The following is a 15,772-nucleotide window of genomic DNA, read 5'->3' on the forward strand; positions in this document are numbered from 1 at the left end:
CCGCTATTCCTTGAGCGGGGCCACCGAACCGCGCACCACCACATGCGTGCCCAACAGCAGGTGCTCGTCCGGGGTTTCGGGGGTCCGCCCCAGAGCCGTGCGGACGGCCAGCCGGCCCAACTCCTCGTAGGGGACGTGGACCGTGGTCAGCGCGGGATGCAGATCGCGGGCGAAGGGGATGTCGTCATAGCCCGCCAGCGAGACATCGCCCGGCACGTCCAGACCTCCCTCGCGCAGGGCGGTCAGCGCACCGGCCGCGACCATGTCGGTGGCGGCGATCACGGCCGTGAACTCCAGGCCCTGCTTCAGCGCCCCGCGCATGAGCCGGTGGCCCGAGTCGCGGGTGAAGTCGCCGTGCAGGAGGAGCGCCGGGTCCGGTTCCACCCCGCGGGCGCGGTGCGCGGCGAGATAGCCGCGCTCCCGGCCCAGGGCGGTGGTGTGGTCCGGCTTGCCGCCGAGGAACAGGATCCGCCGGTGGCCCTGCGCCAGGACATGGGCGACCAGGGCGTACGCGCCGCCCTCGTTGTCGTACTCGATGACCGTCACCGGCGCGCCGGGCCCGAGCGGCGGGCGACCGCACAGGACGAGCCGGGAGCCGGCCGACGCGAGCAAGTCGGCGATACGGCGGGTGCGCTCGCGGTACTCGGCGGTGTCGGCGGCGCCGCCCACCAGGATCACGGCGGCGGCGCGCTGGGCCCGCATCATCTCGACGAACTCCAGCTCCTGCCGCACGTCACCCTCCGTGCCGCACACCAGGCACAGATGCCCGAGCCGCGTCGCCTCGCGCTCCACGCCGTACGCCATGTGCGCGAACGACGGACCGGTGATTTCCTCGAGCACGAAGGCCAGCGTGGGCGTGCCGACCCCGGCGACCGCCTTGGCGCGCGCGTCGGCGACGTAGTCCAGGTCCCGGACCGCCCGCTCCACGCGCGTACGGGTCGCCGCGCTGACCGGGTACACCCCGCCGAGCACCCGCGACACCGTCGACGCGGACACGCCCGCGCGGGCGGCCACGTCCCGGATCGTGCTCCGCCCGACGTCCTCGCTCTTCCGCGTCATCCTCGCCCGCCCTTCTCCCGTCCCTGTCGCCCACCCTCGGGAACTGCGACAACACGGGTGGCAACCGGTTCCGGGTGCGGAGGCTAGCAGGGGGGTGCGGGCGGCGACAGGAGGGCGGAGGCGGGTGATCGGGGGCGGGAGGGGGAGTGCGGGTGCGGGGGTGGCGGGCGCGCGAGTGTCGTACGCCCCCTGCGGGCGCTCTCGGGGAGGTCGGCTACGCCCCCGCCAGCACCTTCCTGATCCCCGAGATCCCCTCCGGCCCCACCCGGCAGCAGCCGCCGATCAGCCGGGCGCCGGCGTCCCGCCAGCCCGTGACCTGCTCCGGCGCGAACGTGGCGCGGCCGTTCCAGGCGCGTGCCTCGGCGTCCCAGGTCTCGCCGCTGTTGGGATAGGCGACGACGGGCTTGCCGGTGACGCGGGCGGCGGTCGCGACGGCGTTGTCGACGTCCTCGGGGGCGCAGCAGTTCACGCCGACCGCGATCACCTGGTCGGCGTCGGCGGCCAGGGCGAACGCCTCCTCCAGGGGCTGACCGGCGCGGGTGCGGTCGCCCGCGATCGAGTACGACAGCCAGACGGGTACGTCGAAATCGCGCACCGCCCCGAGCAGCGCCTCGGCCTCGACGGTGTCCGGGATCGTCTCCAGAGCCAGCACGTCGGGACCGACCGCGGCCAGCGCCTCCAGGCGGGGCCGGTGGAAGTCGGCGAGCTCGGCCACGCTCAGCCCGTACCGGCCCCGGTACTCGGAGCCGTCCGCGAGCATCGCGCCGTACGGGCCGACCGAGGCCGCCACGTACAGGGGCCGGTCGACTCCCCGCCGCCACGCCTCGGTCGCCGCGTCCAGGGCCAACTCCACGCTGAGGCCGATGAGTTCGAGCGCCTTGTCGCGCTTGACCCGGCGCCGCGCGAAGCCCTCGACGGTGGCCTGGTAGCTGGCGGTGATTGCCACGTCCGCGCCCGCCTCGAAGTAGGCGAGGTGGGCCTCGGTGATCGACTCGGGCGAGTCGGCCAGCAGCCGCGCCGACCACAGCTCGTCGCTCAGGTCGTGCCCGGCGGACCTCAGCTGGTTGGACATACCGCCGTCGAGCACGAGCGGTCCGGCCGCGAGCGAGTCGGCGAACGAGCGGGAGAGATGGGCGGGCGGGAACGGGGTGTCGCTGGTCATGCCCCGACGCTAGCCGAAGGGGCAGGCGAGAGCGGAGTCTGTCCGATGAGTGAACGAATCGCCCAGTATGTGGGATGCCGGGGGCCCGGGCTCGGTTGCCTACGGGTGCGGCGCCGCGTGCCGACCGCCCCCACCTCCTCGGCGGCCTCCGCGCCGCACCGCCGGTATCACCAGCCCGATGAGCAGGCCCACCGCGAGGACGTACGGCCACCAACCGAGCCTGGCGCTCGCCGTGTTGGCGGTGTGGAGGGTGGCTGCGGTGGTCGGGCTCCCGGCAGCCGTGTCGGGGTGGTTCGCCGCCGGTGCGGGAGTGGCCGTGGTCGCGGCGAGGACGACGTCGTTGCCGTCGCCACCCTGGTAGCTGACGCGGTACGTCGTGTCGGCGAGCTTCAGGCGGGCGCCCTCCTTGAGGCCCTTGAAGGCGCCGGTGGTCTTCGCCCTGCCGGTGTGGTTCAGGACGGTGATCGTGCGGGCGGGTGCGGTGCCGGCGGCGGAGAGGTCGAGGTCGCCGGCCAGCCGGACGGCCCCGCTCACCTTCAACGGCCGTTGCGCGAGGACCAGTTCGCCCTTCGCGCTCTGCGTGTAGTCCCCGGCGACGGTGACCCCGCCCGCGACCACACCGGCGTTGGTGACCGCCCCCTTCACCGTGCCCGTGCCGCTCAGCGAGGTCGCCACCCGCAGCCCGGCCGGCCCCGGGTCGAGACGTGCGCTCGTCGACGTGAGCCGAATGGCCGAGCTGCGGGCGAGAGTTGCCCCGTCGCGCAGCGCCAGCGTGCCCTTGGTGACCGTCGTCCTCCCCGTGTACGTCACCGCACCGCCCGTCAGTGTCGTCGTCGCGGCGCCCGACTGGACGAGCGAGCCGGAGCCGCCGATCCGGGACAGGGAGAGGGGCGTGGAGGCGTTCCGCACGACCAGGGTTCCGTCGTTCACCACCCGGCGGCGGTCCGTCCCCGTCATCAGGGAGCCGTCGCCCTGGGCCGAGGTCCCGAGCCCCAGCCGCAGCACGGCCCCCTTCTCGACGGTGGTCGAGCCGTCGTAGTACTGCTGCGCCGCGAACGTCACGTCGTTCCCGCGCGTCCCCGCGATGACGACGTCCCCGGCGCCGGGCGCGGCCAGCGTGTCGTGGTAGCGGCCGCCGCCGATCGGCGCCCCCAGCGTCACCGGGCCGTTGTAGTCGAAGGTCAGCCTGGAGCGGCGCCCGCTCGCCTCGTGCAGGTTGATGTAGACGGTGTCCTTCGTGCCCGGCATGAAGATCTGGTGCGTGGTGCCGTCTCCCCAACGCACGTCGGCGCCCTCGATGTTGGTGCCGCGCTTGTTCAACTGGTGGGCGACGGAACGCCAGTTGAGATTCGGGTCGCTGAGCGAGGGGTTCGTGTCGCCGCCCCGGTCGCTGTAGCTGTACTGACCGGTGAGCACGACCTTGCTGCCGGGCCGGGTGTGGACGTTGACGTCACTGCCGTACGCGCGCTGGTAGAAGTTCTGGCGCAGGGTGATCGTCCGGTACAGCGGGGTGTCGATGATCCAGGAGCCCTGGTTGAGGATCGCGCGGGTGTCGGGCAGGGCCACCGGGTACTCGGGGCGGCCGACGGCCATGCCGGTGCCGTTGTCGATCACCCCGGAGAACGGGTGGGTGCCGGCGAGGTCGAGGGTGCCCCACATGTTGCGCGGCTGGGTGACCAGGCCCGAGCCGCTGATGGTGCCGATGTTGAAGGTGCGGGTCAGGGAGAGGCGGAGGGTCCCGTCGACCCGGACGTTGAGCTGGTTGAGCTGATAGCCGGGGGTGTCGTACGGGAAGTGCCCGATGAGGCCGGTGCCGCCGCCCGTGCCGTACTGGAGGGTCGCCCCGCGCTGGACCGTGATCGCCGGCGGGTCCGGATGGGTCACCGTGGTGTACGGGTGGTTGCCGCCCTGCGTCCTCACGACCTGCCGCTGCCGTGCCTTCGGGAGCGTGAAGTCGCTGTCCTTGCTGAGGACCAGCGTCCCGCTCCCGCGCACGGTGAGCGTGCCCTCACCGCGCAGGACACCGTCGTACGTCGTCGTCCCGGACGGCACGGTGACCACCGTGTCGCCGGTGAGGGAGACGTCCCGGTCGGCGAGGACGTCGGCGGTCACGTCCCGAGGACCGGTACCGGCCGCCGCGGCCGGGGGAGCGGAGGCGAGGAGGGCGGCGACCGCGGCGAGGGCGCCGACGGCTGCTGCTGTGGTGTGGATATGGCTGCGCACGGGAGTGGAGACGGATCGGGGTACCCCTGGATAACAGAAAATCCGGCCGGAGATGAAAGAGCGGGGGAAAGCGCTCTCTCTTTGTCGCGTCGGACCCGTTGACCTCGTGCTGGCACACCCTTACCTTTTCGGCGTTCGAGCTGTTCGTAATGACAGATGGCGTTCGCCATCTCGAACGTCCCCCGAGAGGCAGCCGTATGAGCCGCAACGACGACCTGCCGCATGTCCCCAGCCGGAGGCTGATGCCTGCCCCCAGTCGGAGGCTGATGCTGAAGGGAGCCGCCCTGGCCGCGGGCGCCCTGGCCATCGCCCCGCCCCCGGCGACCGCGTCCCCGAAAGCAGCCCCGTTCGTGAACCCGCTCGTCCGCCAACGCGCCGACCCGTACATCCACCGGCACGCCGACGGCCACTACTACTTCACCGCCACCGTCCCCGAGTACGACCGGATCGTCCTGCGCCGCTCCCGCACCCTCAACGGCCTTGCGACGGCAGCCGAGTCGGTGATCTGGACCAAGCACGCCACCGGCGTCATGGGCGCCCACATCTGGGCACCGGAGATCCATCGCATCGGCGGCAAGTGGTACGTCTACTTCGCCTCCGCGCCCGCCGAGAGCGTCTGGGACATCCGCATCTGGGTCCTGGAGAACGCCAACCCCGATCCCTTCCAGGGCACTTGGGTGGAGAAGGGCCAGCTCAAGACCGCCTGGGAGACCTTCTCCCTGGACGCCACCACCTTCACCCACCGGGGCACCCGCTATCTCGCCTGGGCCCAGCACGAGCCCGGCATGGACAACAACACCGCCCTGTGGCTGTCGAGGATGGCGAACCCGTGGACCCTGACGGGCCCTCAAATACGCCTGTCCACACCGGAGTACGACTGGGAGACCGTCGGCTACAAGGTCAACGAGGGCCCGGCCGTCATCGCCCGCCAGGGCCGCCTGTTCCTGTCGTACTCGGCCAGTGCCACCGACTGGCACTACTGCATGGGCCTGTTGAGCGTCGACGCCAACGCCGACCTGATGGACCCCGCGAACTGGTCCAAGTCGCCGACCCCCGTCTTCACCAGCAACGACACCACCCGGCAGTACGGCCCGGGCCACAACTGCTTCACGGTCGCCGAGGACGGCCGCAGCGACGTCCTCGTCTACCACGCGCGCCAGTACAAGGAGATCACCGGCGACCCCCTGAACGACCCCAACCGCCACACCCGGATCCAGCGCCTCGGCTGGCACCCCGACGGCACCCCCGACTTCGGCGTCCCCGTGGCCGACACGGTGAAGGAGAGTGTGTGAGATGAGACGTGCGTACGCCGTTCTGCTCGCTCTGGTCTGCGCCCTCGCCGCCGCCCTGGTGACGGCGGGTCCGGCCCAGGCCGTCGCCCAGACCGTTCCCAACGGCACCCAGTTCACCGACACTTCGGGCAACGTCGTGCACGCCCACGGCGGCGGGGTCATCAAGGTCGGTTCCTACTACTACTGGTTCGGCGAGGACCGCAACGCCGACAACACCTTCAAGTACGTGGACGCGTACCGCTCCACCGACCTGAAGACCTGGGAGTTCAGGAACCACGTCCTGACCCAGTCGAGCGCCGCCGAACTCGGCACCGCCTACATCGAGCGGCCCAAGGTCATCTACAACGCCTCCACCGGCAAGTTCGTCATGTGGATGCACAAGGAGAACGGCGTCGACTACAGCGAGGCCCGCGCGGCCGTCGCCGTCTCCGACACCGTCGACGGGACCTACACCTACCAGGGCAGCTTCCAGCCGCTCGGCCAGTACATGTCCCGGGACATCACCACCTACGTCGACACCGACGGCACGGCGTACATGGTCTCCGCCGCCAACGAGAACTACGACCTGCACATCTACAAGCTCAACTCCGCCTACACCGGCATCGACAGCCTGGTCGCCAACCCCTGGGCGGGCGGCCACCGCGAGGCCCCCGCGCTGTTCAAGCGGGGCAGCGTCTACTTCATGCTGACCTCCGGCGCGACCGGCTGGAGCGCCAACCAGCAGCAGTACGCCACCGCCACCAGCCTCGCGGGCCCCTGGACGTCCTTCGCGAACGTCGGCGACTCCACGGCGTACAACTCGCAGACCGCCTACGTCCTGCCGGTGACGGGCACTTCGGGCACCTCGTACCTGTACCTGGGCGACCGCTGGGGCAACTCCTTCGGCGGCACCGTCAACGACTCCCGGTACGTCTGGCTGCCGTTGACCTTCCCGACCTCCACCACGATGTCCATGTCCTGGTACCCGGAGATCACCGTCGACACGACGGCCGGGACCATCGGCGGGACCAGCGCCACCTACAACACCCTGATCGCCCGCAACAGTTCGAAGTGCGCGGACGTCCCCAACCAGTCCCTGTGGCAGGGCGTGGCGATCAGCCAGTACACCTGCAACAGCGGCACCAACCAGAAGTGGTGGTTCAAGGACCTCGGCACCGGCTACTACGAACTCGTCGGCCGGGGCAGCTCCTTGTGCCTCCAGGAGAACGCCACCAATGTCACCCAGGAGAACTGCACCGGCGCCACCGCCCAGCAGTGGAGCCTGACCACGTCCGGCAGCTACGTCCTCGTCAAGGGCCGCGCCAGCGGCGAGTGCCTCGACGTGAACGGCGCGTCCACCGCCAACTCCGCCGCGATCATCACGTACACGTGCAGCGGAGCGACCAACCAGCAGTGGACGCGCGAGACCTGACGGTCACTCGGGTCAGGACAACAGGTCGATCGTGTCGATCGCCGTACCCGCACTGAGGAAGGACGTCGAACCCGAGCCGCTCGCCACGTAGATCTTCAGCGTGTTGTACGCACCGGTGTCCGTCAGCCAGGCGGACGCCGGGACGCTGTAGGTGAACGTGTAGTTGTTGCCCCGGTAGGAGCCCACGGTCAGCGACCGGGTGCTCGGCTGGGTGGGCGGCGAGGGGACGGCGGAGGTCCAACTGTCGTTCACGACGACCTGCGGCCGGCCGTTGGCGTAGGCCGTCGTCACGCCGATCCGCAGGGTGTGCGCGGCGGCGGCCTGGGCGGCGGTCAGCTTGAAGTACACGATGATCCCGCTGTTGACGTCCTTCCAGAGGTAGCAGGGGAACGCCGAGGTCTCGGTGCCGCTTCCGATGACCACATTGCCGGTCCAGGCCGCGGCCCGGACGTCGGACGGATGGGCGTACGTCATCAGGGCCGCGTTCTTGAAGCCACCCGGTGTCCCGTCCCAGTCGTTGATCCGCCAGATCGCGCTCGCGTTGGACGGGTCGTTCGAGGACGGGATCGCGATCGTGTTCAGGGTGGTCGTGCCGCCGGCGGTAGCGGTCACCGACGTGCTGTAGACGGCGAGTTCACCCTTGAAGACGGTCAACGTGTACGTCCCCGGAAGGACTTGGCCGATGGAGAAGTAGCCGTCCGAGGCGCGGGCCGAACCCCAGTACTGAGCGGCGGAGTTGGCGAGCCCGACCGTGTACGCGTACGCCGTGTTCCGGCCGCTGATCCCGACGCCCGCGACCCGGCCCCGGCCGCTCGCGGAGACGTAGCCGGAGATGCCGAGCGCGTCGGCCCAGGAGGTGGTGAGGTTGGCGTGGTACAGCGCGGAGGCGGGCGCGCCGCCGTCCGTGAAGGCGATGACGTACGGGCCCTGGAGACCGAAGCGTTGGGCCTCCGTCTGGTTCTCGCCGTAGTACAGGATCTCGTACAGACCACCCCCGCCGGTGCTCTGGTGGCGCAGCAGGGAGCGGTAGAACGGGCCGCCGGAGGCCTTCTCGTGGTTGGAGCGGACGACGTAGAGCCCGACGCTGCCGGTGCTCCAGCCGATGTAGTCGTAGTCGGCGACCCGCAGCTTCGCGTAGTGCTTGGAACGGGTCTGGCCGTCGGACTTCTCGAAGACGTCCGAGGCCTCGATGGTGGTCGGCGCGTAAGTGTAGGAATCCGGCTCGTCGTTGAGGAACAGACCGGCCTTGACGCGCACGATGTAGCGGGTCGCGCTGACCGAGGTGTCCGCCTTGTTGGTCCACAGGTAGACGTTGTTCTCGCCGCTGCGGGCCGCGTAGTAGTGCTTCAGCGTGCCGTGCGTGACGGAGATCAGGATGGTCGTGCCGGACTGCGCGAGGGTCACCGTGGAGGTGCCGAGGCCGGACTCGATGTGCGAGTTCATGCCGCCGTAGCCCTGGTACTCCGTGCCCTTGTAGACGAGCGAGGTCAGGTCGCCGTTCGTCTTGCTGACCTTGAACACGAGGCTCGCGCCGGTGTCGACGACGTAGTTCGAACCGTCGTCGCTCCAGCCGAAGCCCGCGGCCGAGGCTGTCTCCGCGAGCGCCGCCGTACCGGCGACAGCAGCCGTGCCGAGGACGAAGGTGCGGCGACGGACCGGTCTGTTCACAGAACCGGACATGGGGGTGCCTCCTTCGGGAGGTGGGGGTGCGGGTGCTTTGGAGGGTGACAGTTGAATCGATTTCGCGAAAGGGCTTTCGCGACCCTGGAGTTGGTAATGAGGCGAAATTTGACGCGGGACTAGAAAGCGCTTGTCCGGAGCGGTACGGTCCACCGCCAGGCCTTGTCGTCGGACGGAGGAGCCACGGATGAGACGTTTCAACATCGCCCTACTGGCCGCGGTGACCCTGAGCACCGCCCTGTCGACCGCACCCGCGCAGGCCCACGACCGCACGCCCCCGCTCGGCATCGCCAACTGCACCGCGACCGCCTGCCACTTCGACGTCCCGCCCGGCACCTACGACGTCACGGTCCGCCTCGGCGGCGAGGCGGCGGCGAGTACGGCCGTCACCGGTGAGACCCGGCGCTCCCTGCTCCCCGAGACGGCCACCGCCGCCGGGCGGACCGTGACCCGCGGCTTCACCGTGAACGTCCGCACCCCGGAGGGCGAACCGACCGGCCCCGACGGCACACCCGGCCTCGACCTCGTCCTCGGCGGCACGGCCCCGGCCCTCGCCGACATCAGCGTCACGCCCGCCCGGCACGCCCGGCAGATCCTGCTGGTCGGCGACTCCACCGTCTGCGACCAGCCCGGCGACCCCTACTCCGGCTGGGGCCAACAGCTGCCCCAATACCTGCGCGCGGGCCTGTCCGTGGCCAACTACGCGGACTCCGGCGAGAGTACGGTCACCTACCTGGGGAACCCGCAACTGTGGGGCACGGTGCGGCCGTTGATCCGCCCCGGCGACCTCGTCCTGATCCAGCTCGCCCACAATGACAAGACGACCGACGAGGCGACGTACCGTGCCAACTTGGAGACACTGGTGGCGGGCGTACGGGAGAAGGGTGGACGGCCGGTGCTGGTGACACCCATCGTGCGGCGCTGGTTCAATGCGGACGGCACCCTGAACAACGACACCGCGCTTCTGGTCAACGGGCTCGGCGTGAACCATCCTGCCGTCATCCGCTCGATAGCGGACGAACAGGACGTTCCGCTGATCGATCTGACGGCCAGGACGAAGACTCTGGTCGAATCCCTCGGCGTGGAGGGCTCCAAGGCGATCTACTTGTACAACGAGAAGAGAGACAACACCCACACCTCCGTGCACGGCGCCACCGTGTACGCGGGCCTGGTGCGCGACGAACTCGTCGCACGGCATCTGGTGCCCGCGGCCCTGGTGCGGGTGGGCTGAACCCTGGGGCGTCCCGACCGGAACCGGGGCGCCCCAGGCCTCGACCGCGGCTCCCGCGCGGCGAGTCCCGGTGCGGCGCGCAGGGCCCGAGTGCGAGGCCCTGCGCGCGGAGCCGTGGTGAGGACCGCCGTAGAGAGCCGTAGTCGAGATCCGTCGTAGAGAACCGTCGTCCAGAGCCGTCGTAGAGAGAGCCGATGCAGCTGCCCGCCGAAGACCGCGCCCTCAGCCCGCGCACCGGCTACACCCGCGCCCACTGGGAGGCCGCCGCCGACGCCCTGCTCGCGGCGGTCGAGCCGTACGCGGTCGAGGGCGGCGCGCTCTACGACCTCCCCGGCGAGCACACCAGTTGGTCCGGTCGGCTCTCCGACGGCCTTGAGGGGTACGCCCGTACGCTGCTCCTTGCGGCCTTCCGCCGGGACGAGACGGCCCTGGAGCGGTACGCCGACGGACTCGCGGCCGGCGTGGCGGGCGTCTGGCCCCGCATCGAGGACCGCAGTCAGCCGCTGGTCGAGGCGGCGTCCATCGCCCTCGCCCTGCGCCTGACCCGCCCCCTGCTGTGGGACCGGCTCGACGAGGGCGTACGGCAGCGGGCGGCGGCCTGGCTCGGCGACGCCCTGACCGCCGAACCCTGGCCCTGCAACTGGGAGTTGTTCCCGGTCACCGTCGGCGGCTTCCTCCAGGAGATCGGCCACGAGCCCGACGAGTCCCGCAAGGCGATCGACCGCGGTCTGGAACGCATCGAGGACTGGTACGTCGGCGACGGCTGGTACACCGACGGCGACGGCCGCAAGTTCGACTACTACAACGGCTGGGCGATGCACCTCTACCCGGTGCTGCACGCCTGGCTGGCCGACGACCCCCGCCTGCTCGCCCACTACGGCGACCGCCTCTCCCGCCATCTCGCCGACTACGCCCGCCTGTTCGGCGCCGACGGCGCACCCATGCACCAGGGCCGCTCCCTCACCTACCGCTACGCGACGACGGCCCCGCTGTGGCTGGGCGCGCTGGCCGGCCGTACGCCGTTGCCGCCGGGGGAGACACGGCGGCTGGCGTCGGGCGCGCTGAAGTACTTCCTGGAGCGGGGCGCGGTGGACGACCGGGGCCTGCTGACCCTCGGCTGGCACGGCCCCGATTCATCCCTCCTGCAAGGCTATTCGGGCCCCGCCTCCCCGTACTGGGCCAGCAAGGGCTTCCTCGGCCTGCTCCTCCCACCGGACCACGAGGTGTGGACGACACCGGAGGAACCGGGCCCGGCGGAACGAACGGACGCGGTGACTCCGATCCGCCCCGCCAACTGGCTCCTCCAGTCCACGAGTTCGGACGGCCTGGTCCGCCTCCACAACCACGGCAGCGAGGACGTCCGCTACGACCCGTACTACACGCGGCTCGCGTACTCGACGTCGACGGAACCTTCGTCGTCGTACGACAACAGCGTGATCGTGGCCGAGGATCCGAGCCGCACGCAGATCGAACCGCTGGGCGTGGGCGACGGCTGGGTGGCATCCCGGCATGTCGCGGGTGGGGGAGCTCGGGTGACCAGCGTGGTGCTGGCTCGGGGGGCTGTGGAGGTAAGGGCGTTCTTGGTTTCCGGCGCCGAGGTCGGGACGGCGGTGCGGGTCACCGGTTGGGCTGCGGACCGGGACGGCGTACGGGCCGAACTGCGCCCCGCCTTCGGCCTGTCCGACGCTCTCACCGGGGTGACCGGGGACGGGGACACGCTGTTCGTCGCGGTGGCGCGGTTGACCGGGGAGACGGATCCCGGGCCGTTGGAGGAGACCGTGAGCGTACGGGCGGACGGGCCCGGGGAGTTGGCGGTGCGCTGGGCGGACGGACCTGACGTGCGGGTTCGGCTGGACGGGGCCGAGATCGTCGTCGTACAGCCGCGTCGGGCAGAATCCCTTCCATGACCTCCGCCATCCGCCACGTGACCATCGACTGCGCCGACGCCTACGCGGTCGCCCACTTCTGGTCCCAGGTTCTGGACCTGCCCCTCGCCGAGGAGGACCGGCCCGGTGACGCGGAGGCGCTCATCGAGGACGCGGGTCTGCTCTTCGTCACCGTTCCCGAGCGCAAGACGGTCAAGAACCGCGTGCACTTCGACCTTCAGCCCGACGACCGCACCCGAGACGAGGAGGTTCAGCGCCTTCTCGCTCTCGGCGCCACGGTCCTCGACGACCAGCGCACGGGGGACGGCGAGGGGTGGGTCGTTCTGGCCGATCCGGAGGGTAATGAGTTCTGTGTGGAGCGCAGTGCCGCGGAGCGCGGGTACTGAGGGAGCGAGCTGTCTCACAGCGCTCCGATGGGCCATCCTGGTAGAGTCGAGACTTTCTTGGGTATCAAAACCTTTGGACTCATCACCGGCGAGGGACCGAGGAACCATGGACATGGAGATCCCCGGCGACAGGCGCCTCGCGGCGGCCGTCGTGATGGACGACGACGACCAGGTGCTGCTCGTGCGCCGGAGCGAGAAGGAACGGTTCCTGCCACGGGTGTGGGGTGTTCCCTGCGGCAAGCTGGAGCCGGGGGAGAGTCCCGAGGGCGGTGTGCTGCGCGAGCTGAAGGAAGAGACGGGGCTGCGTGGCGAGATCGTCGCCCGGATCGGTGAGTCCTCCTTCGTGAGCGAGTACCGCGGGCACGAGATCAAGAACTGGCAGCAGAACTTCCGCGTGCGCCTGCTGTCCGACCCCGGCGAGATCAAGCTCCCCGAGGCCGACCAGGACAGCAAGTGGCTCAGTCTGCAACGGTTGACCGAGGTCGACATCGACGACTACAACCTCGACGTCGTCCGCCAGGCCTTCTCGTACTGACGTATCGCCGCCTTCTCGTACTGACCTGTCGCGCGCTCCTCACGAGGTCCTGAGCAGCTCGGCCAATCCCCGCAGCGCTCCCAGGTACTCCTCCGCGTCCAACGGCACCTTCGGCACCGCCCCCGGATGAGGTCCCGCCGACGTGAACACGTCGGTGTGCTCCCGGCGTTCGCTGCCCGTCTCCAGGAACAGCGTCACCGTCGGCCCGTCCGTCTCGCACCAGGCGCGGTGCAGGGTGTGCGCGGGAAGGGCGTAGGAACTGCCCGCCGCGTACTGGCCCACGTGGGTCAGCCGCAGCCGCGCCGGACCGGTCGGTTCCAGCAGCCAGTCCGCCGAACCGTGGTCCAGGGACTCCTCGTAGCGGGCGGCCGTGAAACCGTCCCCGTCGCCGCGCTCGACCTCGTACAACTCCATCGCGAGCCGGCCCAGCACGATGTACGAGGCCAGCGGTGAGCGGTGGTTGTGGATGTCCTCCTCGCCGACCGCGCCCGATCCCCGGTGCCACAGATGGGCGCGGAGCATATGGCACGGTCCGCCGTCGATCAGCAGGAGTTTGTCGAAGCCGAGGACATGGCGGTACGACAGCCGGGCGCACTGTTCGGGATCGCCCTCGCCGCAGGCGAGTTCGGCGATCAGCTCCAACAGCCGTTCCCGCATGCCCAGTTCGGCCACGACCGAGCGGGCCGCGGCGGCCAGCCGGTGTTCCGACAGCTCCCCGTCCAGCGTCTCGGTCAGTAATCGCCGTGCCGCCAGAACCTGCCGACCGCCCATGCACTCCTCCTCAACGACCGCCCCCGTGCGCCGAGTTCGGTCAACTGGTCTCTTCCTGCCGATATACCCATACGGCATGTGCGCGCAGCGCCGACAGTCCTTGGTAGGTCATCCACATCGGATGGCGCAGTTCGTTGTTCTCGATCCGCCCCCAGGACCAGATGCCGTCGGTCTGCGCGGCCCACACCGTCGCGGCGGCGCGCTCCAGCAGTTCCCGCCACGCCGTTTCCAGGCCGTCCTGCTCGGCGACCTCCCTGGCTCCCGGGGTCATCAGCGCGCGCAGGGTCCAGGAGGCGGTGAAGTGCCGTACGTTCAGCACCTCGTGGCGGGAGGGGTCGTCCGGGCGGGGCCGGCGCACCTCCTCGCGCAGGTTCCGCAGGTCCTGGGCCGGGTCCGGGCAGGCCAGCAGCCAGCGGACGCCGTCCTCGCGGGCGGCCTTCGCGGCGGTGCCCTCGCCGAGGATCTTGGCGGTGCGGTCCAGGGCGACCACGGCCTGCGCGGTGTGCAGCGCGGAGGGCAGTCCGTACGGCGGGTCGAGCCGGTAGCTCCAGCAGCGCAGGTGGTCGCGGCGCGGGTCGCTGACGGCGCCGTCGACGAGGGACTCGCGCAGCCGGGGCAGGATGTCGGAGTGGGGCGCGGCGCGCAACAGTCCGCGCAGCACGGTCGTCACGACGTGGGTCGACTCCCGTCCGGGGCGGTCGAGTTCATGGGTGAAGCCGGCCGTGCACCGGCCCACCTCCGCCGCGACCCGTTCGCTGGACGCGCCCGCGCGGGCCAGTACGCCCAGGACGAGTGCCGTGATCTCGGGGCGGGGGTCGGTCCCCTGTGAGCGTGCCGACCAGCCGCCGCCGGGCAGCCGCAGCCGCCACAGGGTGTCCACCAGGTCGCCGGTGCTCAGCCGCCCGTCGGGTACTCCGAGGTCGAGCATGATGTGCAGGCCGTACGCGGTGCCGAGCGCGGTGGGGCGGGACGGGGCGCTCTCGCCGAGGGAGTGCGTCCAGCCGGTGAGCAGGCCGCGGGCCGGGTCGTCCACGACGGACACCTGGGTGACGAGGGCGTGGTGGGCGGCGGCGAAGATCTGGGGGAGCGGGCCGGGTGCGCTCGGGGCCGGGGGCGCGGGGGCCGCGGTGCCGGTGTCCGCCCGGCCCGCCGCCGCTCGGGCCCGGACCAGTGCCGCCGCCAGCCAGGCCGCCGCGGCCGTGCCGATCCCGCTGACCCCGGAGATCAGATACCTGGCCGCGTCCCCGCCGAGCGAGTCGGGCAGCAGACCGAACAGGAACTGGAACACCACGTACCCGGCGGTCGCGCAGCCGAGACTGCCCAGCCAACCCACGAAGCGCGCGGCCTCACTTGAGCCGCCCGGCTCCGGAGCGGTGCTGTCGTCGGATCTCAAGGGACCGCGTCCCAGCTGCTGTTGAGACAAGGCGCGCTCCCTCCCCCGGGGCGGCACGTGACCATCGCGAAGATTCCAGTCTAAGTGGTCAACGGGACGGCTGTGGCATCGACCGGAAGCGCCCCCTCGACATGGTGAACTTCAGCGGTTCGCCTGCTCCCGCGGCCAGTTCTCCAGTGCGATGTGCAACGCCGCCACGGCCTTGTCCCACGACCTCCGGACATCGCGCGGAGCGCCGAAACCGCCGCCGGCCTCCAGGGCGCAGTAGCCGTGGAAGGTGGCGCGCAACAGGCGGACGGCGTCGGTGAGATCGGGTTCGTCGAGACCGTAGGCGCGGAGCATGCCGTAGGTGATCTCGGCGGTGCGGCGGAAGGCGGGGGTGTCGGCGATGAGGTCCTGGTCGATCCGCAGCTGCGTGGCGGCATAGCGGCCCGGCCGCTCCAGGGCGTACTCCCGGTAGGCGTCGGCGAAGGCGGTCAGCGCGTCCTTGCCGGCCCGGCCGGCCACGGCCTCGGCGATGCGGTCGATCAACTCGCCGCCGGCCAGGAGGGCGACGCGGGTGCGCAGATCCTGGGCGTTCCTGACATGGACGTACAGGCTCGCGTCCTTCACGCCGAACCGGCGGGCCAGGGCGGACAGGGTGACGTTCTCGAAGCCGACCTCGTCGGCGAGGTCGGCCGCCGCCGCGACGACACGCTCGGTGGTGAGCCCGGCTCGGGCCATGCGTCACTCCCTGTGAACCT

At 70.8% G+C, this 15,772-nt stretch carries 13 protein-coding genes; 6 read left to right on the forward strand and 7 right to left on the reverse strand.

Annotated elements, in window-relative coordinates:
• Positions 1 to 3: 3 nt before the first annotated feature.
• The 3 genes from ACIP6U_RS16320 to ACIP6U_RS16330 form a co-directional block, all read right to left on the reverse strand.
• Positions 4 to 1,059, reverse strand: a complete 1,056-nt coding sequence (locus ACIP6U_RS16320; RefSeq protein WP_401717443.1) for a LacI family DNA-binding transcriptional regulator — start codon at positions 1,057 to 1,059, stop codon at positions 4 to 6.
• 214 nt (positions 1,060 to 1,273) lie between these two features.
• On the reverse strand, positions 1,274 to 2,221 hold the full coding sequence (mmuM, locus tag ACIP6U_RS16325; RefSeq protein ID WP_401717446.1) for a homocysteine S-methyltransferase: 948 nt from the start codon (positions 2,219 to 2,221) through the stop codon (positions 1,274 to 1,276).
• A 99-nt stretch (positions 2,222 to 2,320) separates the two neighbouring features.
• On the reverse strand, positions 2,321 to 4,444 hold the full coding sequence (locus ACIP6U_RS16330) for an autotransporter (RefSeq protein WP_401717449.1): 2,124 nt from the start codon (positions 4,442 to 4,444) through the stop codon (positions 2,321 to 2,323).
• A gap of 197 nt (positions 4,445 to 4,641) precedes the next feature.
• Here ACIP6U_RS16330 and ACIP6U_RS16335 point away from each other — a divergent pair, with 197 nt between their 5' ends.
• Complete coding sequence (locus tag ACIP6U_RS16335) at positions 4,642 to 5,736, forward strand: family 43 glycosylhydrolase (protein WP_401717452.1); 1,095 nt, start codon at positions 4,642 to 4,644, stop codon at positions 5,734 to 5,736.
• 1 nt (position 5,737) lies between these two features.
• Positions 5,738 to 7,147, forward strand: a complete 1,410-nt coding sequence (locus tag ACIP6U_RS16340) for an RICIN domain-containing protein (RefSeq protein ID WP_401717454.1) — start codon at positions 5,738 to 5,740, stop codon at positions 7,145 to 7,147.
• A 12-nt stretch (positions 7,148 to 7,159) separates the two neighbouring features.
• On the opposite strand, the gene ACIP6U_RS16345 is transcribed toward ACIP6U_RS16340, so the two are convergent.
• Positions 7,160 to 8,827 carry a rhamnogalacturonan lyase B N-terminal domain-containing protein gene (locus ACIP6U_RS16345; RefSeq protein ID WP_401717457.1) on the reverse strand — a complete coding sequence of 556 codons (1,668 nt, stop codon included), beginning with the start codon at positions 8,825 to 8,827 and terminating at the stop codon, positions 7,160 to 7,162.
• Positions 8,828 to 9,014: 187 nt separating this feature from the next.
• On the opposite strand from ACIP6U_RS16345, the gene ACIP6U_RS16350 reads away from it, so the two are divergent.
• The 4 genes from ACIP6U_RS16350 (at position 9,015) to ACIP6U_RS16365 (ending at position 12,865) form a co-directional block, all read left to right on the forward strand.
• Positions 9,015 to 10,058 carry a rhamnogalacturonan acetylesterase gene (locus ACIP6U_RS16350; RefSeq protein ID WP_401717459.1) on the forward strand — a complete coding sequence of 348 codons (1,044 nt, stop codon included), beginning with the start codon at positions 9,015 to 9,017 and terminating at the stop codon, positions 10,056 to 10,058.
• 194 nt (positions 10,059 to 10,252) lie between these two features.
• Positions 10,253 to 11,965 (forward strand): DUF2264 domain-containing protein, encoded by a 1,713-nt coding sequence (locus ACIP6U_RS16355; protein WP_401717462.1) that lies wholly within the window; start codon positions 10,253 to 10,255, stop codon positions 11,963 to 11,965.
• A complete protein-coding gene (locus ACIP6U_RS16360; RefSeq protein ID WP_401717465.1) occupies positions 11,962 to 12,330 on the forward strand; it encodes a VOC family protein in 369 nt (122 codons plus the stop codon). The genes ACIP6U_RS16355 and ACIP6U_RS16360 overlap by 4 nt, the downstream gene beginning before the upstream one ends.
• A 106-nt stretch (positions 12,331 to 12,436) precedes the next feature.
• On the forward strand, positions 12,437 to 12,865 hold the full coding sequence (locus tag ACIP6U_RS16365; RefSeq protein ID WP_401717468.1) for an NUDIX hydrolase: 429 nt from the start codon (positions 12,437 to 12,439) through the stop codon (positions 12,863 to 12,865).
• A gap of 39 nt (positions 12,866 to 12,904) precedes the next feature.
• On the opposite strand, the gene ACIP6U_RS16370 is transcribed toward ACIP6U_RS16365, so the two are convergent.
• The 3 genes from ACIP6U_RS16370 to ACIP6U_RS16380 all read right to left on the reverse strand — a co-directional run bounded on the left by ACIP6U_RS16370 (position 12,905) and on the right by ACIP6U_RS16380 (position 15,752).
• Positions 12,905 to 13,636 carry a hypothetical protein gene (locus ACIP6U_RS16370; protein WP_401717471.1) on the reverse strand — a complete coding sequence of 244 codons (732 nt, stop codon included), beginning with the start codon at positions 13,634 to 13,636 and terminating at the stop codon, positions 12,905 to 12,907.
• A gap of 40 nt (positions 13,637 to 13,676) precedes the next feature.
• A complete protein-coding gene (locus tag ACIP6U_RS16375; RefSeq protein ID WP_401717474.1) occupies positions 13,677 to 15,029 on the reverse strand; it encodes a hypothetical protein in 1,353 nt (450 codons plus the stop codon).
• Between the two features lie 141 nt (positions 15,030 to 15,170).
• Complete coding sequence (locus tag ACIP6U_RS16380) at positions 15,171 to 15,752, reverse strand: TetR-like C-terminal domain-containing protein (RefSeq protein ID WP_401717477.1); 582 nt, start codon at positions 15,750 to 15,752, stop codon at positions 15,171 to 15,173.
• Between the last annotated feature and the right edge of the window lie 20 nt (positions 15,753 to 15,772).

Origin of the sequence: Streptomyces sp. NPDC088794, assembly GCF_044750545.1 — a bacterium.
Classification (GTDB): domain Bacteria; phylum Actinomycetota; class Actinomycetes; order Streptomycetales; family Streptomycetaceae; genus Streptomyces.